At 46.2% G+C, this 22732-nt stretch carries 18 protein-coding genes; 5 read left to right on the top strand and 13 right to left on the bottom strand.

Annotated elements, in window-relative coordinates; translation table 11 throughout:
* Positions 1-449 precede the first annotated feature (449 nt).
* Positions 450-2006 (bottom strand): ATP-binding protein, encoded by a 1557-nt coding sequence (locus CXK86_RS24145; protein WP_036606550.1) that lies wholly within the window; start codon positions 2004-2006, stop codon positions 450-452.
* A gap of 274 nt (positions 2007-2280) precedes the next feature.
* Here CXK86_RS24145 and CXK86_RS24140 point away from each other — a divergent pair, with 274 nt between their 5' ends.
* A complete protein-coding gene (locus tag CXK86_RS24140; protein WP_101314719.1) occupies positions 2281-2616 on the top strand; it encodes a hypothetical protein in 336 nt (111 codons plus the stop codon).
* Positions 2617-2892: 276 nt separating this feature from the next.
* Here CXK86_RS24140 and mglC read toward each other — a convergent pair whose 3' ends face one another.
* From mglC to CXK86_RS24105, 7 genes are all read right to left on the bottom strand, one after another.
* Positions 2893-3912, bottom strand: a complete 1020-nt coding sequence (gene mglC / locus CXK86_RS24135; protein WP_076253353.1) for a galactose/methyl galactoside ABC transporter permease MglC — start codon at positions 3910-3912, stop codon at positions 2893-2895.
* A gap of 15 nt (positions 3913-3927) precedes the next feature.
* Positions 3928-5433: a sugar ABC transporter ATP-binding protein gene (locus CXK86_RS24130; RefSeq protein WP_076253354.1), complete on the bottom strand. Its 1506-nt coding sequence runs from the start codon at positions 5431-5433 to the stop codon at positions 3928-3930.
* 74 nt (positions 5434-5507) lie between these two features.
* Entirely contained in the window at positions 5508-6569 is a 1062-nt protein-coding gene (locus CXK86_RS24125) for a galactose ABC transporter substrate-binding protein (RefSeq protein ID WP_101314718.1), read from the bottom strand.
* A gap of 162 nt (positions 6570-6731) precedes the next feature.
* Positions 6732-7910, bottom strand: a complete 1179-nt coding sequence (locus CXK86_RS24120; RefSeq protein WP_180361863.1) for a substrate-binding domain-containing protein — start codon at positions 7908-7910, stop codon at positions 6732-6734.
* Positions 7900-9714: a sensor histidine kinase gene (locus CXK86_RS24115; protein WP_101314716.1), complete on the bottom strand. Its 1815-nt coding sequence runs from the start codon at positions 9712-9714 to the stop codon at positions 7900-7902. Before CXK86_RS24115 ends, CXK86_RS24120 begins: the two co-directional genes overlap by 11 nt.
* Positions 9711-11444, bottom strand: a complete 1734-nt coding sequence (locus CXK86_RS24110; protein ID WP_036606377.1) for a response regulator — start codon at positions 11442-11444, stop codon at positions 9711-9713. The genes CXK86_RS24115 and CXK86_RS24110 overlap by 4 nt, the downstream gene beginning before the upstream one ends.
* A 335-nt stretch (positions 11445-11779) precedes the next feature.
* The gene (locus CXK86_RS24105; RefSeq protein WP_101314715.1) at positions 11780-12682 is read right to left on the bottom strand and encodes a tyrosine-type recombinase/integrase; all 903 of its coding nucleotides are present in this window, start codon (positions 12680-12682) and stop codon (positions 11780-11782) included.
* Between the two features lie 168 nt (positions 12683-12850).
* Here CXK86_RS24105 and CXK86_RS24100 point away from each other — a divergent pair, with 168 nt between their 5' ends.
* Complete coding sequence (locus CXK86_RS24100; protein WP_017690333.1) at positions 12851-13051, top strand: cold-shock protein; 201 nt, start codon at positions 12851-12853, stop codon at positions 13049-13051.
* A 99-nt stretch (positions 13052-13150) separates the two neighbouring features.
* Positions 13151-13423: an HU family DNA-binding protein gene (locus CXK86_RS24095; protein WP_036606368.1), complete on the top strand. Its 273-nt coding sequence runs from the start codon at positions 13151-13153 to the stop codon at positions 13421-13423.
* 331 nt (positions 13424-13754) lie between these two features.
* On the opposite strand, the gene CXK86_RS24090 is transcribed toward CXK86_RS24095, so the two are convergent.
* The 3 genes from CXK86_RS24090 to CXK86_RS24080 form a co-directional block, all read right to left on the bottom strand.
* The gene (locus tag CXK86_RS24090; protein WP_101314714.1) at positions 13755-14399 is read right to left on the bottom strand and encodes a CatB-related O-acetyltransferase; all 645 of its coding nucleotides are present in this window, start codon (positions 14397-14399) and stop codon (positions 13755-13757) included.
* 35 nt (positions 14400-14434) lie between these two features.
* Entirely contained in the window at positions 14435-16123 is a 1689-nt protein-coding gene (locus tag CXK86_RS24085) for a methyl-accepting chemotaxis protein (RefSeq protein ID WP_101314713.1), read from the bottom strand.
* Positions 16124-16494: 371 nt separating this feature from the next.
* A complete protein-coding gene (locus CXK86_RS24080; protein ID WP_101314712.1) occupies positions 16495-18495 on the bottom strand; it encodes a CotH kinase family protein in 2001 nt (666 codons plus the stop codon).
* Positions 18496-18952: 457 nt separating this feature from the next.
* On the opposite strand from CXK86_RS24080, the gene CXK86_RS24075 reads away from it, so the two are divergent.
* The gene (locus tag CXK86_RS24075) at positions 18953-20689 is read left to right on the top strand and encodes a methyl-accepting chemotaxis protein (protein ID WP_101314730.1); all 1737 of its coding nucleotides are present in this window, start codon (positions 18953-18955) and stop codon (positions 20687-20689) included.
* Between the two features lie 135 nt (positions 20690-20824).
* Here the strand turns inward: CXK86_RS24075 and CXK86_RS24070 are convergent, their stop codons facing one another.
* A complete protein-coding gene (locus CXK86_RS24070) occupies positions 20825-21337 on the bottom strand; it encodes a hypothetical protein (RefSeq protein WP_076253360.1) in 513 nt (170 codons plus the stop codon).
* Positions 21338-21442: 105 nt separating this feature from the next.
* Positions 21443-21805, bottom strand: a complete 363-nt coding sequence (locus CXK86_RS24065) for a hypothetical protein (RefSeq protein ID WP_076253361.1) — start codon at positions 21803-21805, stop codon at positions 21443-21445.
* 305 nt (positions 21806-22110) lie between these two features.
* Between CXK86_RS24065 and CXK86_RS24060 the strand changes: the two genes are divergently transcribed.
* Positions 22111-22692 carry a TetR/AcrR family transcriptional regulator gene (locus CXK86_RS24060; protein WP_101314711.1) on the top strand — a complete coding sequence of 194 codons (582 nt, stop codon included), beginning with the start codon at positions 22111-22113 and terminating at the stop codon, positions 22690-22692.
* Positions 22693-22732 lie beyond the last annotated feature (40 nt).

Here is a 22732-nt window from a genome sequence, read left to right as displayed (position 1 = left end):
TGAATTTGACCGTTTGTTTTTTGAATTCTTCGTTATATCGTTGCCGCTGTTCTCCCATGTGGACACCTCCGTTAGTCTTATTATCCTTCCGTCCGTTAACGGGTGTCCACTTTTTATTCTAGCTCCATGAAGTTTCTTACAAATTAAAGTAAGGACTTGAAGGCCAAATAAGACGTCCTATGTTCCTTAGAAAATCGACTACCCATTCGCCAGGATCAACCGGCTTGAACTTCAGACTTTTATACGCTGACCTCCATCATCATATCGCTTACTTGAATTTGCAGACACACTCTTATATAGCTAAAATGATCTGAACCAATGTAGTCTCCACACATCAACTTATTAATCGAAATATTAAACGCCGCACGGGGTTCTTCTGGACCCATGCGGCGTTTTTATGTTTTTGTCTAATGACTACTTAATTGCTATCTTTGGATCCCTTATACGCTTTATGTCTCCATTGGCAGATGAAGCGTGAAGGTGGAGCCAACCCCCATTTCACTATGGACGGTAATTTTACCATTGTGATCCTGAACGATTTTCTGGCAGAGCGCAAGTCCAAGTCCCGTACCTTCTTCTTTGGTTGTATAAAATGGATTAAAGATGGTGGATAGCGAATTTTCCGGAATGCCGCTTCCTGTATCTGTAATTGAAATGAGCACTGCGTCTCCGTCCTGCAACAAATCCATATGGACCTCACCAGGGTCTGTCATTGCTTCAAAAGCGTTACGAATCAGATTGATCAATACCTGCACAATTTTATCTCGATCCATGATGATCACAACTGGCTCATTAGTCATTTCAAGCGTAATTTGATGCCCTCGGGATGCCGCATCTGACTCGGTCAAAGACATCACTCGTTCAAGGCAGTGACCCAAATGTTCAGGCTTCATGTGATTCGCATGTGGTTTGGAAAACTGCAAAAATTCAGCCGTCAGATCGGTTACTCTTGTCACCTCACCCATAATCACTTCATACCATGGCGCGATATTAAACGCTTGTCCACGGGACAGCTGCAGGAATCCCCGAATTGCGGTAAGCGGGTTCCGAATTTCGTGAGCCATACCCGCGGCCAGTTCACCTACAGCCCTTAGTCTCTCGGAACGAAATACTTCTTCTTCATTTTTCAGCCATTTGCTGCGCTGTTGTTGAAGCAGCCTATCCTCGGCTACCGTCATAAAGTGCTGCAACGAATCCGACATTTCCGGGTACAGGGAGATGCTGTAGCTTACCTGGAGTCCTTGAAGTTGCACGGATAGTAGTGACGACATTCGTTCTTCCACATCCTGTATCTCTGGCAAAACGACCGCAAATCGGTCTCCTGCATACCGGGATATGCCATAGGCCTCGGTGAAATGATTGCTGATCATCTGGCCTGTACCTGTGATTACCGTACACCAAGGATCTTCTGACTCTTTTTTAAAGCCGCTAAAGTTATTGACGTTCAGAAGGACAAGCAAAAAAGACCGTTGCTCTTCTACTGTCTTATGTAACACCTCCATGTAACCTTCGTAATTCAACAGTCCGGTAAGCGGATCATGCAGGGTCAGGAACCGATTTTTTTCCCGAAGCCTACGCTTCTCGACCTCACTGTTGATTAAGGTATGGTACAAAAAAATGATAACAACCGAGGTTAACAGGTCAAATAACGAAACCAGCAAAGCATATGTATCTACAGGCACATACGAAAGCCGAATCAACGTATATTGCAGCATAAGCAGCAACGAAATCGGCAAGGTCTGCGTCAACCTTGGTTTGTCCTGGATCATTGAAATAATGAGCATATAATACAGCATGTTGCACCAGTTCAGTTCACTGAAATAGTGGAATATCCCTAGAAAAATCCACTGAAATTTTCGCAGCACAGGATATCGTCTCTCCCCATAAATACTTGCTACCAATAATGTCGCCGAAAGTGACATTATTGCCATATTAGGGGTAAGCCTGAGAACATAAGAGGACAGAATGACAAGCAGACAACCTAGCGGGAATATCACCATTTTCATCGTGTAACTAAGCAAACAGCCTCGCCCCCTTTGACATAAAACTCACATCAAATAACTTATGTACATGTATTATATCGATTATGATTAGCTGATGTTGTCGATTAGTGGAGGCTCGCCAAATTCGCACGAATGTATAAATTATGAAGGCAATAGGACATATGATGTAATTGTAATCAACAAAAGTGAAACAATTCCTCTTCGCATAGATCAATATTGTGGTACAATACATTAATGGATTAATTTAGGATAAATACTTTCTTATGGAGGATATCACATGACAACACAACGAAAACCACTGGGCCTCGGAACACTCTCTCTACTCGTACTATTGATGGGTCTCGCCTTTAATTTCCAATGGGGCAAAACAAATTTTATGATCAGTCATTATCTTTTTAACTTAATAAACATACCTATTTATAGCAACGGAACTCAAGGACTTCACATTCCTTTTGTAGTAGCAGCCCTCTTCTGGATTCCAGCCTTCTTGATCGCCAAAAAAAATCGTTCACATTATGGCACAAGTGTATCTTATAACGTCGCCGGATTTATGTTGCTCTTATGCATCATTGGACCAGTTATCCCCGTTATCGATTGGATGGTCAATGGTTAAACAATTAAAGCCAGCTCTCTATATCCCGAGGGCTGGCTTCTTTGCTGCTTTACCATATAAGATGAACAAATTGTTTACACGATAACGTAGAGGACAGAAATAACCTGAAGAAGCGGAGCGTTCGCCTAAAAGCTTTCTGAAAGAAAGCTGCATCGGAAGCATATGCTATCCCCGGATTTTCACTTCTTTAGAAGGGAATCAAAAAATCTGGGGATAACAGCGATCAGAAGGTTGTTCTGTCATCGGAGTGACTGATGTAACCTCTTGAGGCTCATCTTATTTCTTCGCCATATACTTACGGATATCAAAAGCCACCGCAGCAACAATGATCAATCCTTTGATAATCAACTGCCAGTATGGACTTACACCGATAAACGTTAGACCATAGTTGATGACCCCGAAGATCAGCACACCCGCCATAACCCCGGGTACCGTTCCAATACCTCCTGCCGTTGATACGCCGCCTACCACACATGCAGCAATCGCATCCAGCTCATACATGTTACCGTAATTGTTTGTTGCTCCACCTGTGCGTGCTGCCTCAAGCACACCACCCAAACCATACAGTGCACCCGCAATGGCATACAGCGTCACCAGGTTGCGAGCCACATGAATCCCGGATACATGCGCTGCCTGAATGTTGCCACCGATCGCGTACATGTTTTTGCCGAGACGTGTTTTGTTAAAGATCACCCAGCAGACTAATGCCACCGCAATAGCAATGAGGACAATATACGGGATGGAATAACCCCCGCCCAGATCAATGTATCCAGAGCCAATAACCGTAAAATCGGGTCTCAATCCTCCGATCGGCTGTGACTGGTTGGGTTCCGTATCAAAATAAATGGAGTTCAGTCCGTACACAGCAACCATTGTGCCCAGCGTTGCGATAAATGGGGGCACATGTAATTTGGCGACAATCAGTCCATTTACCAATCCCACGAACAGACCCGCGGTAATCCCGACAAGGATCGGCAGACCCACCCATAACTGCGGCAGATCGGGGAAGAAGCGATTGGCATATTCATCAATTTGCAACATCGATGCCGATACAACCGCTGTCAGACCAACCACCCGTCCAGCGGATAGATCGACCCCGCCCGTGACAAGGATAAAGGCTGCACCGAGCGCAATAATGGCCCGTGTGGAGGACTGCTGTAAGATGTCCCGCAGTGTGGAGAAGGCCAGAAAATTCGGATCAGCAATCGCAATACCAATAATGAGCAGGATCAGTACGATAAAGATGGCGCGCTGTGTTACATATTGTTTCACTTGATTGATCATCTGTGTGTTCATCTGTTTCCCTCCTGACTAAGCCATCCGCTGCTGCGCGGCCAGCCTCATAATATCCTGCTCGGTTGCCTCGGCCCCGTCCACGATTCCGGTGAGACGCCCTTCGCTCATCACCATAATGCGATCCGACATACCCAGAAGCTCAGGCATCTCTGAGCTAATCATGATAATGCTTTTGCCCTGACGAGCCAGTTCCGTAATAATGGTGTAAATCTCAAACTTGGCCCCTACATCGATTCCACGTGTCGGTTCATCCAGCAGGAGTATCTCGGGGTCGGTCAATAACCAGCGGGCCAGCAGAACTTTCTGCTGATTACCGCCAGACAGGTTTCGAATCAGCGTGTTAACCGAAGGCGTTTTGGTTCTGAACTTCTGCGTCTGCTCACGTGCCTCTTCGCGGCCCTTTTTCTCGTCCAGCAAGCCCATTCGATTTCGGTAGCGTCCCAGACTGGCAATGATCGTGTTCTCATACACCGACAACACAGGGAATATCCCTGTAACCCTTCGTTCTTCCGTGAGCAACGCAATGTTATGACGCTTCGCTGCTGCGGGGGAATTAATCTTCACCTTGCGCCCATGAATCGAAATCGTACCTGAAGCGAGTCCGCGCAGTCCAAACAAGGACTCAATCAGTTCTGTCCGCTGTGCTCCAACCAAGCCGCCAATGCCAAGCACTTCACCTTTTCGCAGCTCAAAGGATACATCACAAAACGATTTGGACTGGCTTGATGTCAGACCCTCGGCTTTTAATATCACTTCACCGGGTACGTTCGTCCGTTCCGGGAAACGTTCGTCCAGATCACGGCCAACCATACGCGTAATGATCAGATCTGTCGTTAGATCAGCAGCATCCCATGTCCCGACAACGAAACCATCACGCATGATCGTCACTTCATCCGAGATCGTCAGGATCTCCTCCATCTTGTGTGAAATATAGATAATAGACACGCCGCGACTGCGCAGTTCATCAATAATGGCAAAGAGCTGATCCACTTCCTTGCCTGTCAGGGAAGAAGTGGGCTCATCCATGACGATGACTTTGGATTGAAAAGAGACCGCCTTGACAATTTCCATGGATTGAATCTTGGAGACAGACAGTGTCCCCGCCTGAGCCTTCGGATCAATATCAAGGTTCAAGTCCTTGAACAGCGCCAGCGTATCAGTATACATCCGTTTCTCATCCACCAGTATTCCCCTCATCGGAAAACGCCCCAGCCATATATTCTCCATCACCGGACGATGCGGGACCGGGTTCAGCTCCTGATGAATCATGGATATGCCTTGCTGAAGTGCCGCTTTGGAATTCGGAATATCCACATCCTTTCCTTCGATACGTATCGTTCCTTCATCGGGGCGATACATGCCGAACAGACATTTCATAAGTGTGGATTTCCCCGCTCCATTCTCTCCCATCAAGGCGTGAACCGTCCCCGGTTTCACTTTCAATGTGACCTGACTTAGTGCCTGCACACCCGGAAATGCTTTGGAAACTCCATTCATCTCCAGCAGGTAAGGTGACTCCATCTTGGTTCCTCCCTTCCATATGACCGGCAAAAAAGGGACGCTACCCGAATGTCGGACGTCCCTGTCTCGTGCTGTTATTGGGCGTCGGCGATGTTGTCTTTTGTAATCTTTTTGTATGCAATCCAGACGTATTTACCATCTGTAATATCGTATTTGGTATTTTCCTTTGTTGGTGTCTCACCTTTAGCAAGTACGGAAGCCAGTGCCACCGTGGCCGCACCCTGATTCTTGGCATCATTAAGCACCGTACCCAGCATCGTGCCATCCTGTAGAGCCTGAATGGCTGGAGCTGTTGCATCCACACCTACAACCGGCATGGATTTGCCATCCTTGAAGTATCCGGCTGCTTTCAATGCCTCAATGGCTCCCAAGGCCATGTCATCATTGTTTGCGAGAACAGCTTCGATCTTGTCACCATGCGAAGCCAGGAATGCCTGCATTTTCTCCTGACCTTTCACCCGGTCCCACATCGCCGTGTCTTCCGCCAGTGCTTCCACTTCGATACCGGCATCCTGGATCGCCTGAACCGAATATTTGGTTCGAAGCTCTGCATCCTGGTGACCCGGTTCCCCTTTCAGCATGACGTATTGCAGTTTGCCATCGCCGTTTTTGTCAGCTTCCGGATGTGCTTTCCAGTAATCCACAATCAGCTGTCCGGAGATCGTACCGGACTCCTCCGCTTTTGCTCCTACGTAGTACACTTTATCCCACTTATTCATATCTTCCACCACTGGCTCACGGTTGAGAAATACCACTGGAATGTTCGCTGCCTTGGCCTTGTCAATGATGACACCTGCCGCCGTCCGGTCAACCGGGTTCACAGCCATTGCATTGTATTTCTTGGACACAAACAGATCCACTTTCTCATTCTGGGTCGGCTGTGCATTCTGGCTATCTACGATATCCAGGGTCGCAATGCCTTCCGCTGCTGCGGTCATCGCATTACGTACACCCGTCATGAATGTATCATCAAATTTGTAGATGGCAACACCAATCTTGGGCGTTTCCGTACCGGCTGCTGTCTGGCCTCCTGTATCTGTTCCCGTACTTCCACCTGCGCTGTCTCCGCCGCTGCTACACCCCGCCGCCACAACCATACATGCCGTAATCAACAGTGTCATCCATGTTTTCTTCATATCCTAATGACCTCCCCCAAGTTCATTCGGCTTCACCGATGTCTTTATTATGAAAGGGTTTACATTAAATTCGAATACAATATCTTCACCTGTTCTATCGAAATCTTCCTCAAGTTAACACACACCTTCATTTCTTCATTCAGCATTCGTTCCAACAATCGTTCATTGTACAAAAGGAAACAACAGCTTCTGGTTATCCATCCAGAACATATTGTCTGTACTAACCAGCTTGGTCTCAAGTAACACTCTCGCTTGCACCTGTTGATTGTTCAGCCGCGCAACGGCTTGATTCAATCCCAGATAACCTGCACTGTATCCATTCTGGACGATGAGATGATCAAAGACTCCTTCTTGCAATTGCTCCAGTTGCTGTTGTTCACTGCCAAATCCAACAATCCTTACCTTGTCCGCAGATTTGCGTCGATTCAGTTCATCAGCTGCCCCCAGAGAAGCCGGTTCCTGAAGAGTAATGAAGCCATCCACCTCCTGCTGGTCCAGCAATTGCTTCGCAGTCTGCCAACACCCATCCCGTGTATTACATATCGATTTGGGTTTCACTTGAATATCAGGATACTGTACCAAGGCTTCCATAACTCCCTGCTCTCTCTGAATCAGACCAGAATTAAGAGGATCGGGGCCCAATAAAGCCACATGCCCTTTCCCTTCCAGAAGCTCCGCCATAGCCTGGCCGGCCTGTCTTCCCGCCTCAACATTATCCATCGAGATGAAACTGGTGATGCCTTTCACGGGGAATTCATCGTTAAGCACGATGACAGGAACAATGGTTCCCTCGGAATTTGTTGTCTGTGCCTCCTGAATGATGTCACTAAGTGCCTTCTCACTTAGGGGATCAACCAATAGAGCTGAAGCCCCCTGCTTCAGAGCCGATGCGGCGGCCTCCACTTGAGCCTGCTCTCGCGCACTGCGAGACAACGTATGGCTGTTGATATTTGCCTGTTTGACCTGCATCTGACTTCCAGCAGAGTCCAGAATGGCAGGCGTGTATATATCACCATCGGAAGGGTATGCTTCCACAGTAATCAGTTCGGCTCCGTTCTCTTTGGCAGCCGCTTCGGCGCCAAGCCGGATAGCTTCCGCAAGTTCCCCTGTCCCAGCTGGCGTAATGAGCGCAATACGTGGCGGTACTGCCGTAGTATCGGGACTCGATAAGCCACAGGCGCTGCATAAGAGCAGACAGCAGCTTGCAGCTGTCTGGGTTACTAACCGACGTTTCCGGATTCCAGGGAAGCTCGCAGCAACCTTTTTCCAAAACGTACGAATGTATGACCCTACAACTCTGTGGCTGTGGATATCGCTCCTATTCACCTTATTATCTGTCATTAGGCTCGCCCTCCTTCTGCTGCCATTGAATGGGAATCCGAACCCAGACCGTGGTGCCTTCTTCCAACTCACTTGCAAATTCAAGGCCATATGCCTCCCCAAAATAGAGCCGGATTCGGTCATGTACGTTGCGTACAGCTACGCCTGATCCTGCACCGCTTTTGACAACAGGACTGCCACTCAATAATCCCGACATCTGTTCTTCCGTCATGCCGACCCCATTATCTGTAATGCGAAACACCAGCTTGTTGTCCTCACAATAAACATCGACCTCAATACTTCCTTCGTCCATGTGGTACTCGATGCCATGAACAATGGCGTTCTCAATCAGGGGCTGGAGCACCAGCTTTAATGTCAGGCAATCCAGAAGCGTATCATCTGCCTTAATCGTAAAGTTGAATTTGCGCTTGAACCTCATCTGTTGAATCGTCAAATAATGCTGCGCATGCTCCAGCTCTTCCCTGATCGTAATGATCGTTTTACCTTGACTAAGACTGATGCGGAACAGGCGAGAGAGAGACGTGATCATCGTAATCACTTCTTCATTGCGACTCATGCCTACCATGCGCACTACTGAATTCAGAGTATTATATAAAAAATGTGGATTGATCTGGGCCTGCAAGGCTTCCAGCTCCAGACGCCGCTTCTGTTCCTGCTCATGGATGATCTCATCCATCAGGGTGCGAATTTTATTGACCATCAGATTAAAGCGACGAGATAGACGTTCCACCTCCAGCGGCCCTTCAATAGGCAACTCCACGTTGAAATCCCCGCGCTCTACGGCCTTCATTTTACGTTCCATTCGCCGAATCGGACGAGTCAGACTGGAGGATAAGAACAGCGAGACAAGAATGACCAGTACCAGTACAACGACCAATACACGAATGAGATATCCGTTCACTTCCTGACGCGTTGTCATAATCTCATCCAAATAAGCAACACCGACGATTTTCCACCCGATATTGGCAACGGACTTTACGGTATTCAGCCTTTTCTGCCCATCTGCTTCATCTTCGTAACTGCCGGAAGCCACCAAAGCCTGTTCGATATTCTCGCTTTTGAGTCCCATATACATCAATTGTTGCTGCGGATGGTACACGATATTGCCCGCACTCTCATCGATGATATACACGTATCCTCGTTGCCCCAGACTGACCCGACGGCTCAGTTCATCCATCTGTTTGAAATTGATATCGACCAGCAGGATGACCTGCCGATCCTGACCATTTTGCCGTATCGTTATGCCTTTGCTCATGGAAACGACCCATTTATATGGGCCTGTGTACATGTTCTGAATATGAGGTAACGAGAAACTCAGGTGATCCGGCACACGAAGCGCAGACTGAAACCACCCTTGCTGTGTCACATGGGCGCTGGTTTTTAATTCGGCTGTAGGTCGGTTCTTGAGCAATTTCCCCGTGGAATCAAGCAGAGTAATCGAGATGATATCCTCACGACTGCTGAGCAGTGTATCAAGCTGTTTGTCCACCAGTTCCCCTTCCCATGTCCCGTCACGCAGCATGTGTTCCTCAATGGCACGGTACAGATGAGACATACTACGGACGTAATCCTCCAGGTTATAACTGACCTGATCCACAATCTGTCTCGTCGTGAGTTCCGCACTTCGCTCGGCAGCCTGCGTGAACTTATCATGCAGAAGCATCGCCATGATGGTCAGCACCAAGACGATGAAGACGGAAAAGGACCACGTAATAATAAACCGGATACTGCTGACTCTGGACGAACGCAGACGAGAGCGTAATTGAGGTCCCATGGACTTCACCCATCTGGACAAGAACTTCATCGGATCGAACCTTCACTTGCCGCCTGGGAAGCCTGTTTACGATATTCTTTGGGCGAGACGCCAATATGTTTTTTGAAACAAAAACTGAAGTAATTGGGTTCGGCAAAGCCAACCTGCTCCGCAATCTCAAACGACTTCAGCTCGGTCGAGCGAAGCAGCTCACGCGCTGCCTCCATTCGGATCTGCATCAGGTACTGCAGGAAGGTAAGTTGTACTTCTTTTTTGAAAATGCCACAAAAATAACCGGAGCTGATATGCAAATGCCCGCACACCTTCTGAATGGACAGGTCCGGGTCAGCATAATGCTCTTTCGTGAAAACTAATGCCTGCTCGACAATATCTTTGTATACATGCTGGCGTCCGCTGGCAATGCGATGTTGTACGAGTAGACAGACTTCCCGTACCTTCTTCTGTGCCTCAGTAAGTCCCGGCAGTCGGAACAAATCCGCATACAACTGGAACCCTGCACCAAAGATATCTTCCATCGCTTCTCCTGATGCCTGTGCTGCCTTCCATACTGTTGTTAATACTTCAATTAAATAGAGTTGAATATCACTTCGCCCGTGTTCCACTGTAATTTCCCGGAAAATGATCGCCAGTGCTTCCTCCAGCTCTGCTTGTGTACCTGCCTTCAGGCATCGTGTCAGCGTCTGCTGCTTCAACTCGTCGAAACGCAGCTTGCCCGCCGTCTGTCGCTCTACGTCCGCAATGTATATGATTGAATCTGTCCCGGGCACAAGCCGATAATCCAATGCCAGCAGGGCATCTTCATAGGCATGATTCACATCCGCGAGTGTATCCACAATCTGACCAGAGCCCACCGTAGCCGGGATACGTAAATAGTGGTTGATGCTGCGCATCACATTTTCCAAAGCCTTCTGTTGCCGCTTCGCTCCATCTGTACCGCCCGAGCGATCCACATAGAGCAGGACAATCGTCTCCTGATGCATAAAAGCATGACCAGCCCCATGCTCCGCCCAAACTTCTGCCGCAATGTTAAGTGCAGCAAAGCGCTTCAGTTCAGCATCCTCAGATTGACGCAAGGAACCTCCGGGAATGAATATCTCAGACTGATCCGCTACCTCGGATGTTGTTTTGTTATGTCGCTGTGGGGGCTCGCTGAATACTCCCTCAGACTTCTCCTTCTGTACATCTCCATCCATATGCAGTGTCAATACGGACACCCCATAGCGTTCCCCTGTCAGATCCAATCCGCATTGTTTGGCTTTACTATGAATATATGTTGAGGATTTCTGTCGATGGAGCAAGGTCGCCATCAGATCTGCCTGTAATAAAGGCAAACTGGTATGATAGTGCTCACGCAGCTGCTGTACATCTTCACGCTCAGCCACTTCAGACGCCATCTGGGCGCGCAATCTTGTGAGCAGTTCGGTGAGATGTCCTGCCGAGAACGGCTTCAGTAGATATTCGTCCACACTTAACGAGATGGCTTGCCTCGCATAATCAAATTCATCATATCCAGTCAAAATGACCACCTTTACGAGTGGATTACGTTTCCTCAATCTTTGTGCGAGTTCCAGACCATTCATGAATGGCATGCTGATATCCGTCACCACAATGTCCGGCTCTACCCTCTCCGCCATCTCCAATGCTTCCCGCCCATTCTCAGCCAAACCGACTATCCGCAGATCGAGCGCTTCCCAATCGACCTCTACAACAAGTCCTTCACGCACATCTTCTTCATCATCCACCAGCAGTACCCGGTACACGTTTGGATTCCTCCCTTTTGATGACGGCCTTAGCCCTATCAACGAATATATATGTAGCATTGTGAATCATTTGATTTCTTATGGCTCACCGAATTGAAGCAAAATGCAAAGGCTCAGCGTTGATCTGTTCCAAGGTTGCCATCATAATATACAATATTATCAGGGATATGTAATCGCTTTCTTTGTTAGAGGTAAGGCAACCCTGTCGGGCAATGCCTAAGTGAAATGTGAAGGATCGTATATGAATGCTAAAGGTAGGTTAAAGTAATACAAACACGGTAAATTTCGAAGTACTTCTAATAAGAGGTGTTTTGATTCTGACTATAATTCAGACTTCATTCTTGTTCTTTACGATGATTCGTACTTAATGCTTTAAAATAAATCATTGTTGTATCTGGGTTGGTGTGTCCCATTATCTCTGCCAAACGGTGCAGTGGCGTATGCTCAGCCATGGCGTAGCCAAAACGATGACGCAGGTCGTGTGAACTCAGTCCTTCCAGCCCTGCTGTTATCATTACTTTTTTAATCAGGTGGCGCAGTGCTCTCTCCGTTAAACGATCATTTGTCTTCTCTGAAGGAAAAAGGTACGCACGATCGGTAGCAAGATCAGATAAGTACTGATTCAACATGACAACACACTGCATATTCAAAGGGATCTTACGTTGCACGTTGCGTTTATCGGCGCTCACTGTCAGGTGACCGCTTCGTCTACCAAGTTCGATATCATGAGGCTTGAGGTTGCATACCTCCATCGTTCGCAAGCCTGTGTGAAACATAAGGGTCAGGATGGTCTGATCACGAAGGGAATTACCATACTCCACTGCCGCGAGGAATGCCTGCTCTTCTTCAAAAGTCATTCGACGTGGACTTACTTTGTCTTCCGGAATGAATTTTAATGGCTTGGAAGGGTCATGACTGAGCCTGGATTCCAAGACAGCCCATTTGAAAAAACGCTTCAGCGTAATCAACCTCCGGTTAATGGTGGCTGGTTTCAATAACATAACTTGGTGAGCATCTTCACGATAACTGACTAAAGTGGATGTATCCACATCTTCAATTCGCAGTGAGAACTCTTCGCTGAGCATGGTGCTTTCCTTGTACCATTCGATAAAGTGCTTCAGATCACTTGCATATTCCTTCACGGTTTTGGGATGCAATTCTCCGTCTTTAGCAAGCATATGTATGAATTCCTCTACTGTCGGTTCCCGCTGCACCGAAACCCCTGATGACTGATTCATTAGAAAATACCTCCAAATCTTGACTTATATTAGCGGACATGGTATTATCATATTAATCGATACATTAGCGGACATCAAGTTCGTGGTTTAAATGCACCAGGTGAGTGTCAATTTTAAATTATACTCGTCATAATGATCGGCTAAAAACTTATTTTTTGGAGGAATCACATGCAAACAGGTACAGTGAAATGGTTCAACGCGGATAAAGGATTCGGCTTTATCGAAACTGAAGAAGGAACAGATGTATTCGTTCATTTCAGTGCAATTCAAGGTGAAGGTTACAAATCTTTGGACGAAGGTCAACGCGTTCAATTTGAAGTAACTCAAGGTAACCGTGGACCACAAGCTGAGAACGTTACTAAACTTTAATTATATGAAAGCTGCCTTATTAATAAGGCAGCTTTTTATTTACACATATGTGTCACAGCAAAGTTTCCACATCCCAAGATTGAAAGCGAGGTATTCCCCATGGATAAAGAACAATTGATCACAGAAGTAGCCAAGGCTGGCGGTTTCTCCAAGAAGAATGCTGAAAAAGCTGTAACCGTTGTACTGGACTCGATTCTCGAAGCTCTCAAAGAAGGCAAAGAAGTTCAACTGGTCGGATTCGGGAAATTTGAAGTGCAGAAGCGTGAGGCAAGAACGGGAAGAAGCCGGAAAACAGGCAAAGAGATTCAACTACCTGCAGGTAAAGTTCCTGTATTCACAGCAGGCTTAAGCATGAAAGAAGCTTTAAATTAAACAACGCAACAACTTATTGAAAAGAGGTTTTTATTCAAACACACAATGATAATATGGATTTAAATGTCGTGTTTACTACCGTTGATGATATCATTAACTTTTATTCAGGCAAACAGACAAACTCGGATCATACAGAAAATCACACTCATTTGAAGCCCCCATCAACAAAGTCTGATTGTACCCTACGACCACCCACCCGTTAAATTAACATTTCATCTTGGACAACAAGAGGCCCTGATCCGCTCAAAACGGTCCAGGGCCTGATTTGCTTGGAAGCCGGCTCCATCAGGAACCAGCTTTTTTTGTCTTTTAAGCACAATGCACATCCATCCTATTTGCTGTTCAGAAGTTCGCGCAAGATCTGTAGATCATATGTAGAGACAAGACGTTCCAAATGCGTATCCAGCCATTCCTCATCCTGATCCCACCACTTCAATTCCAGCAGCAGTGCAATCGTCTCTTCGTCAAAACGCTTTTTAACAGTCTTGGCTGGATTACCACCAACAATCGTATAGGGTTCAATGTCCTTAACAACGGTTGAATTGGAGGCAACGGTTGCCCCGTCTCCAATCGTGATACCAGGCATGATCGTTACATTTTGTCCAAGCCATACATCGTTCCCCAGTACCGTGTCACCCTTATATGGAAGTTGTTCCAGTGTAGGTGTCACACGCTCCCATCCTCCACCAAAAATGTTGAACGGATACGTGGTCATACCCTCCATCCGATGATTCGCGCCATTCATAATGAATGTCACACCTTCCGCAATTGCACAGAAATTGCCAATGACCAGGCGATCACCAATAAAGTCATAATGATGCTGTATCCGGTCATAGAATTGCTCTGGCGGATTTGTGTTATCACTATAATACGTATAATCACCGATGTCCACGTTGGAACGCGGCGGCAGGTTTTGAATGTAACATACCGTACGGATATTCTCATTCGGGAAAAGTTTTGTTTTATCAGGGGCCATATTGTAGTCCCTCCTTTTCCCTATTGTAACAGATATTAAATCTTAAACGGACTAAGTGAGGTCTGCAGCTCTGTCGACACATCAGACAAAATAGCCGCAGATGCCTTGATCTGCTCTACCGACTTGAGCTGTTCATGGACAGAATCGGCAGCCTGTTGTGAATTGGTACTAGCCGTTTGCGCATGGCGAGCGATCTCATGCACAGAAGCTACAATCTGCTCCACGCCTGCGGACATCTCTTCACTTGTCGCAGCCATGTCCTCAATCTCTGTAGCAATACGCAGGTTTGTATCCCGGATCAGGCTGAAGTTTTGCTCCGTTTCCCGGGTCAAGCGCAGTCCTTCCTGTACTTCGTCCTTCACTCTCGACATGGCCGATAGCGATTGCTGCATATCTTGTTCCATGGCTTCGACCAGTTCTTCAATACGATCTGAAGAGTCTCCGGCTTGTTCAGCCAGTTTACGAACCTCGGTAGATACGACGGCAAATCCTCTGCCATGCTCCCCTGCTCTTGCTGCTTCAATGGATGCATTGAGGGCAAGCAGATTCGTTTGATTTGCAATCTCATGAATGGCGGAAACCATCTGGCTAATCTGTGCCGACTTCCCTTCCAGCATACGAATGACTTCATCCGTTGTGGTAACGGAAGATTCAATGGTAGACATCTGCTGAACAGTAAGTTGCACCCCTTCACCTCCGGTTTCAGCCTGTTTGCGTGAATACAAAGCAGAGTCCGAGATGCTGGAGGCCTTGTCCGCCATGCGTTGTACGGCTATCGCCACTTCTTCCATGGCCTGCAGATTTTCTTCTGTACTGATCGTCTGGCTCTCGGCTCCTTGTGCAACTTGTTCAACGGAGGATGCAATCTGCTCCGATTCTTTGGACGTTTGGTCCGCAATCTTCAGTAGCAGCCCAGTCGAATGCTCTGCTTTCTCCGCAGCTTGAAGTCCTCCTTGAATGATGACCTGGAGATTACTTCTCATCTCATTGTATCCCATGCCCAGCATGCCAATCTCATCTTGGACGTTGTCCACAACTGGCTGTGTGAAATCGCCCGTACCCGCACGTTTAATCGCTACGGATACCCGTTCGATTCTTACTCTCACCCTGCGAACGTACAGCAGGATCAGGGTAATTGCGACTAACATTGCAAGCAGGAATACGATCAGGAATGTCTTGAGGAACGAGGAGATAATCACATCAATTAACGATTGAGAAGCGCCAACATAGAAAATTCCGATAATCTCTCCGGATGCGTTCTTGATTGGTTCATAGGCCGTCTGATATTTCTGACCCACAACCACGGCTTTACCGAAGTATTTTTCCCCTTGCTGCAAAACGGTCTGGGCGACCTCGTCCGATACCTTCGTGCCAACAGCACGCTTTCCGTCCACCATGACATTTGTTGCAACACGTTCGTCACCTCGGAAGATCGTCACTGTGTCCCCAGACGCTTGTCCAATCTCATCCACCAATTCGAAGTTGCCTTCCAGCGCGGTATCTCCCTTGAATAATTGTCCGTCCTTAATGGCCCAATCTCCTGGATGCTTATATGTAATGATACTATTCGCCATCTCCAAATCTCGCTTTGCCTTCTCTGTAGCAAATGTCGTGATCCCCTGCCTCATCTCCAGGATTACACTTACCGCCACGGCTGAAGAGAAGACGATAAATATACTGATAACGATCAAACTGATTTTGGTACCGATGCTCATGCTTCGCATGTGTGTGAGCCACCCTTTTCCCTATGTAATTGTGGGGATATTCAAGCCAATTTCGATTCCGTTTCGAATATCACTATAGTCTTATCGGTAGGAGTGTTCACAATATTTATAATATTTCAGTGACTTTTATCACAAAAATAACTTGTTGAAACCTAATATTTTACGAATTATCCGTAATCATGTAAGAATGTTCTTTGAGTGAAGCGAATCAAGCGCATGCCAAAAGTGAGGCCCGACATGGACGAGGCCGGATTTTGCTGGATGTTCGCTCCGTCTAACCTCAAAAAGCAGAGCAAAAAGGGATTCGATCTGACCATCGAATCCCTTTTCTTATTCTCCATACAACAACGTTGCTCTTGAGAAGATATTTCTTATTTGGATGTAAGGCTTACTTGTGCAGCGGTTTGATCCCAGTCCACGGTAAGTCCCAGACCTTCTGAGATGAAGCGTACAGGCACGAGTGTGCGACTATTTTGAATGATCGCTGGTGCATCAATTTCAAGTGTCTCTCCATTTACGGTTGCGGTGCTACTTCCGATCTTGAGCACAAGGGTCTGATCATTCAGAACAGCTGTTACCGTCTTCGCCGTTCTGTCCCAAGTCACTTCTGCACCCATTGCTTCAAGGATTGCGTTCACAGGCACCATCACTCGTCCACTTTGCTGCAGTGGGTCCTGATCCGGGAATGTGATCAATTTACCATCGAGAGTTACGGTAATGGTTTTGTCGGTTGTTCCGGATGAGGTGTTCGAACCTGTCTCTTCCGAAATCTCAGGCAAAGGCGTTACTTCACGTCCAAGTTGCTCTTGCAGATTCGCAAGACGGTTCAGTGCAAATGTCGTCAGTGACCCGGCTGCCATGGAGCCCATGCCTCCGCCCCCACCGCCAAAGTTACCACTAGGGCGTGTCTGCGTATTATCTGTACCCGTTGTTGCATCTGTTGTACCGTTTCCAGTTGCAGCACCCGGCTGAGTTGGAGGTGTTGTTCCATCTGGAGGTGTCATTCCTTCGAAACCTTCAGGCGGCGTCATTCCTTCCATGCCTTCGGGTGGGGTCATGCCTTCAAATCCTTCTGGTGGCGTACCGCCCATACCACCTGCTACGTCTGCGTTTGCAGAATAAGCGATGTTGGATTCAAACTGTTCTGTCGTATAAAACTTCGTTGGATCTGCTTCCACATAAGGACGAATCTCATCGGCCAGGTTAGTGATACGATCCTGAATGCCTTCCATATAGTCTGTCAGTTCATTGACGTAGCTCAAATATTTCTCCTTATACTCCGGCACAGCAAGCAGGTTATTAATCATCGGTACATTTTCCATGTTAATGCCTAGTACCGGCTCGTCCACAGATACGTTTGTCGCGTTGGTGTTGGTCGTGGTTGATCCGGTTGTTGTGCCACGTCCAGATCTACCCGAGTACCCGTTGAAGGACATGTTAAAGTCCCAAGGAACAACGGTGAACTTGCCAGCGGCATCACTGTAGAGCATGTAGTTGTGTCCTTTGTCGCCGTTATAGCTGTCATAGTTGCCAAAAACAATGTTGCCTGCAATATATTGAAGCGCTGAATCCACGTCCAGTACACTTTCAATATCATCTTTTTCACCTTCTGGCATCTCGTTCAGCGTTTGGATGAAGGTTTTGAGTTTGACTTTGTCCTTATCCGTACCCAAATCTTTGGTGATTGTACTGTAGTCACTGCCCTCTTCATATTGAAGATAACTCTTCTCATCCGTATCATAGAGGACGCCTTCTTCGTAATCCTCACCGTAGTTGCGCTCCAGATAGCTATCATCCACTGCTTCAACGCCAGTATAGAAACCAACCAGCTCGCCGTTAACGTACAGATTAACATAGTTCGTCATCGGTACATCCATGCCAATGCTGCGCAGTGCTTCATAGTGAAGAACTTCACGCATGTACGACGGATCGGCGTAGTTATTGTTTAGTACCATTTTATCCAGTCCAAGCAGGGTTTGTGTTTTGTCGTATTTATCAAACTTCAGTCTGAAGCTGTAACGGTCCGAATCTTCCATTGAGGCTACAGCTTTCAGGGTCAGATTGCCCTTGGTGGAGAAACCGACATTGTCCAGCTTGTTGCCGTCCACTTCCACACTAACATTCTTATAATCCTTATCCAACGGACTTTCGAGCATGCTCTTCCAGTCTGCATCATCAATCGTTACATTCACATCAATAACGTTATCCGTCTGAAACAACGATTCATAAGCTTGCGTCACGCCTGCACTTGTGGTTGTCGCTGTACTCTCTGCAGCATATGCCGCATTCGGACTTGCAATCAGACCAAAAGATGTCGTTACCATCGTCACGGACAATGCCGTTACTGCAACTTTTCGTAATAAAATATTCAAATGATGAATCCTCCTTCTTGGATTTCTGTTAAGCAACTGAGGCTTATGTAACCATGGTAGGGGACGAACCTTTAGTGAATCTTAAACGCGATCAAAATGATATGTATCACTATGGAATTTTCATGGATATACAAGAAATATAATGAAAAAAAGCGCAATTATAACCTTGGAACCGGTTCATAAGTCCTATTTTGTTGCAAATATCTAATATTAATATGCCTATATAACGATATATCTGAAGAGTAGAACTTACCTGGAGTTCATATACGTGAATAGCAAAACCCATTACGAAAAGCTTTTAGAAACAAAAGAGAATTTGATCAGACAGGATATTAAGGGACGATTTCACAGTTTTTAAGTCAACAATTACATAGCGTGTACAACACCCAGGGTAAGTCCTTCGTCACAATCGTAGAAGGAGTGAACCATCTTGTTTAATAAGCTTCGCTGGAGTACCATGCCTTTCTTTATCAAAAATTTGGTGATTTCATTCGGCAGCATCATGTTGATCGGTGTAATTCTGATTACTGCCGCGTATCAATTGCAAAAAAATATCTTGGTTGAACAGTTGCACGACCAGGCTACCGTCATCACCCAGAAATGGTACGATGATCTCGACACTGCCAAAGTAGCAGAAGCGGCTAAGGAAAAAAGCTACTCCGGTCCTGTACAGCTGGAAATGAAAGCTTATCTCGATTCCATCCATGAATTCTATCCAAACATCGCGCAAGCGTACATTTTTGGTTCAGAACTTGAGGAAGGAAACGGAACGTCCATCATCGCGATTCCAACGAACCTGTTGGAACCATTCGAGGAAGGTAACCTGCCCGCAGGTGCCATGTACCCGTTGCCTCAGAATAACGTCGTAGTGCTGGAACAGATGAAAAAGGACGGAAAGCCTGCCTTCAGTGATTTCTACACGGATGAGTACGGAACCTGGACCACTCTGATCTATCCGATTAATAACGCAGATGGCTCGATGTACGCTGCTCTTTACTTCGATGTAGATGCAAGTGCCGTTCCAAAAGGCCTGAACAAACTGCTTACGTACGGCTTGATGTTCCTGATCGGTTTCCTGATCCTGTTCATGGTGTTGCAATTCATTTTGCTGAAAAGAACGTTGCTTCCGATCCGCAATCTGATGAAAGGGATCGAGGAAGTCAGCACGGGTAATCTCGACGTAACCATCGATACCGGACGAGATGATCTGGGTATCATCAACGAGAAGTTCAATGCGATGATCCATCGATTCAATACAACCATCTATAAAGTACAGAATACTTCGCATCACCTCTCGGAATCTTCCAAACAACTACTGGGCATTTCCGAGAAAAATAATGTGAACATTCAATCCATCAGCACCAATATTCGAGAAATATCTACTGGACTGGTGTCACAAGACAAAGCCACTGTGGAGAACGCACGCGCCATGACAGAGATGTCAACGGTAGTGCAGACGATCGCCAGCAGCTCAGCCGATGTGGCAGATGAAGCACTCAGCATGGAGCAGCGCTCCAGCACAGGTAATGTGGTGATGCAACAAGTCATTGAGCAGATGCGCCTGATCTCCGGTGCAGTGCAAAATACGTCAAACTCGATTCAGTCTTTGGAAAATAACTCGAACCAGATCAGCAACATTGTTAACGTGATTACGGAGATTGCCGGACAAACCAACTTGCTTGCACTTAACGCTTCAATCGAGGCAGCACGTGCAGGTGAAGAAGGAAGAGGTTTTGCGGTGGTTGCAGGGGAGGTACGTAACCTGGCAGAACAATCGCAGGAATCAGCGAAGCAAATTCGACAGTTAATTGAAGAAATTCAGCGGGATATCATGCAGTCTTCCGAAGCGATGCAGTTGGGTTCCAAGGAAGTTACCAAAGGCTTGGAAGTTACCCAAGAGACTGGTGTATTCTTCGAGAATATTCTGACTGCTACGAATAAAGTTGCAAACCAGATTCAGGATATCTCCAGTTCTACTGAAGAAATCTCGGCAAGCACACAGGAAATGTCTGCCACGGCAGATGAACTCTCTGCCAATGTCAGCAAAGCAGCAAGCAGCAGTAAACAAATTGAGCAGTCAATTGATGAGCAGGAAGCCTCCATGGCAGCCATTGTGAGTGCCTCCGATGAGCTCTCGGTTGTATCCGAGCAACTGCAAGAACTGATCTCATTCTTTAAAGTACGCGCAGAATAGAAGCAATACGAAACAGATAACAAGAATACGACACAGTAAAAAAAACCAAGGCTCATGAGTGATTACACTCAAAGCCTTGGTTTTTTGTTGTTACCAGGGTAGGTGGGTTAGGTTCTAGTTCTATACTTCCCGGTATCATTTAACAGACAGTATTTCTTCTGCTCTTATCATCATCTTTTTCTCATCATTGTAGCCGGATTGTTCGGATCGAAATCCAGCATTAAGAATAAGATCGGCCTCACTATTCGATATATATTGAACCTGCTCCGGTGTAAGGGTTATTTCAACTTTTTCTGAATACCAGCTATCTTTCGTTAATTTCGTTACCAATTCTTCACTGGTACTCGACCTCGGCGGGAGAAGCGTCTTGCCATCCATTTGCAGATCGATATCAAAAAGCTGTTTCGAATGGAAAATCTCGTGGTTGACATCTTGTCCTCTATACCTTATTCCCGGTTGAAAAGTGAAGTCGTGATCACCAGATTGTTGGACACTTAATCGGAGTTCATAATCACCCAATTGTCTGGTTGCCGTCATCGTCTGTCCCTCTCTTTGAATCCGGTCTGCTGTATCGTTGCTTTCCAATGATGAATCGGAACAACCGAGTAGGACAAGACACATCATCAGGATGTAGGAGAAATATTTCAAGGTAGACCTCCTCTCATTCTAATATATAATTTGGCTCTTAGATTTTGGACGCAGAATTGTACCATTAAGTTACATTGTTAATAAAATATAAAAGAAGTTCTCCGCTTAAGAGAAAGCATATCTAAACAGCCCATAGTATAGAGGTCCAATCGCGATAACTAAAGTTATCAACATCCAAACTCTCCTCGTCATAATTGGTAATCCATCCAAAATCTCTTCCCCTTCGTTATCCTTTAAAAGCATTGCGAATAATACATCCCATAACAGCGCTGCCACAGTAATAAATTTCCACAAAGAAGGATTTAAAATAGCTGTTTCCGTTACATATCCTAGCAGCCCTATCCATGTTATAACGGATACGACAAAATCGATTTTGCTAAGTTTCGACTTATACTTTCCTTTAATAAGATACGAGAGTGATGCTGTGCCCAGTAATCCAAGATAGATCGTCCATAAAACGTGTTCCATACATACTCCTCATTCTTTGCTGTATTTTAATATTTACTGTTTCTTCGCCACCCTTTGCTATTATAGCTATTCAACTCTATAACTGATATATTTAGCACTTTTCCATATTATAGTAACTCCTCATCCGTACTTCCTCTACTTATTTATTGTTTTCATCCTCCAGCCCACATTATGACAATGATCACATCCATCTTCCCTGTTCAAGTGCTACATTTGTTAACGACCAGTTGACCGAAACAGTAAATGGGTCATTAGATAACTAACCTTACCCATTACCTTTCAACATATAAGGAGGTGTATATGCGATGAAAACGATAGATCGAAGGCAACAGGTGATGGATTCTGCCGAGAAATCCTTTGCCCTGTTTGGCTATAAGGCCACAACGATGGAGCAGGTTGCGAGACTTGCCAATGTGGGCAAGGGAACGATCTATACTTTTTTCGAAAATAAAGAAGAATTGTTCAGCGAGATTCTGCGCTCGATCATTGCGGATATGAGACAGATTACAGAGCAGACCGTGAAGGAAGAGAATTCCTTTCTGGATAACGTGCATATGAGTATGGATTCTTTGCTGGAGTATCGAGAGGAACATGAGCTGTTGATCAAGCTCTTTCAGGAGGTCAACGAGTTCGGCACGCCGCAGGCCAAGGAAGGTTTGCAGAAAGTGGAGACAGCCATTCTCGAATATTTGGAGCGTCAGGTGAGCCGTGCCATGGAATTAGAGCAGATTCGCAGAGATGATCCCAAGCTGGTTTCTTTTGTCCTGCTGAAGCTGTATGTCACCTTAACCTCAGATTGGAACAAAGCGCATCCTACGCTGCATAAGGATCAGATCAAGGATTTTGTGGGCCTCTTTCTCAAGAATGGCTTATCCCCCACCACATAGAGAAAGGTGTATCACTTGATTCAAAACATAATAGAGATAG

Origin of the sequence: Paenibacillus sp. BGI2013, assembly GCF_002843485.1 — a bacterium.
GTDB lineage: Bacteria > Bacillota > Bacilli > Paenibacillales > Paenibacillaceae > Paenibacillus > Paenibacillus amylolyticus.
This window is presented reverse-complemented; position numbering and strand designations above follow the sequence as displayed.

What these genes read in the sequence shown, in the direction of transcription:
- CXK86_RS24120 (WP_180361863.1), bottom strand. Translation starts at nt 7,910, where the DNA reads ATGACAGATAATAAGGTGAATAGGAGCGATATCCACAGCCACAGAGTT.
- CXK86_RS24145 (WP_036606550.1), bottom strand. Translation starts at nt 2,006, where the DNA reads ATGAAAATGGTGATATTCCCGCTAGGTTGTCTGCTTGTCATTCTGTCC.
- mglC (WP_076253353.1), bottom strand. Translation starts at nt 3,912, where the DNA reads ATGAACACACAGATGATCAATCAAGTGAAACAATATGTAACACAGCGC.
- CXK86_RS24085 (WP_101314713.1), bottom strand. Translation starts at nt 16,123, where the DNA reads ATGCGAAGCATGAGCATCGGTACCAAAATCAGTTTGATCGTTATCAGT.
- CXK86_RS24095 (WP_036606368.1), top strand. Translation starts at nt 13,151, where the DNA reads ATGGATAAAGAACAATTGATCACAGAAGTAGCCAAGGCTGGCGGTTTC.
- CXK86_RS24100 (WP_017690333.1), top strand. Translation starts at nt 12,851, where the DNA reads ATGCAAACAGGTACAGTGAAATGGTTCAACGCGGATAAAGGATTCGGC.
- CXK86_RS24060 (WP_101314711.1), top strand. Translation starts at nt 22,111, where the DNA reads ATGAAAACGATAGATCGAAGGCAACAGGTGATGGATTCTGCCGAGAAA.
- CXK86_RS24065 (WP_076253361.1), bottom strand. Translation starts at nt 21,805, where the DNA reads ATGGAACACGTTTTATGGACGATCTATCTTGGATTACTGGGCACAGCA.
- CXK86_RS24115 (WP_101314716.1), bottom strand. Translation starts at nt 9,714, where the DNA reads ATGAAGTTCTTGTCCAGATGGGTGAAGTCCATGGGACCTCAATTACGC.
- CXK86_RS24105 (WP_101314715.1), bottom strand. Translation starts at nt 12,682, where the DNA reads ATGAATCAGTCATCAGGGGTTTCGGTGCAGCGGGAACCGACAGTAGAG.
- CXK86_RS24090 (WP_101314714.1), bottom strand. Translation starts at nt 14,399, where the DNA reads ATGGCCCCTGATAAAACAAAACTTTTCCCGAATGAGAATATCCGTACG.
- CXK86_RS24125 (WP_101314718.1), bottom strand. Translation starts at nt 6,569, where the DNA reads ATGAAGAAAACATGGATGACACTGTTGATTACGGCATGTATGGTTGTG.
- CXK86_RS24140 (WP_101314719.1), top strand. Translation starts at nt 2,281, where the DNA reads ATGACAACACAACGAAAACCACTGGGCCTCGGAACACTCTCTCTACTC.
- CXK86_RS24075 (WP_101314730.1), top strand. Translation starts at nt 18,953, where the DNA reads ATGCCTTTCTTTATCAAAAATTTGGTGATTTCATTCGGCAGCATCATG.
- CXK86_RS24130 (WP_076253354.1), bottom strand. Translation starts at nt 5,433, where the DNA reads ATGGAGTCACCTTACCTGCTGGAGATGAATGGAGTTTCCAAAGCATTT.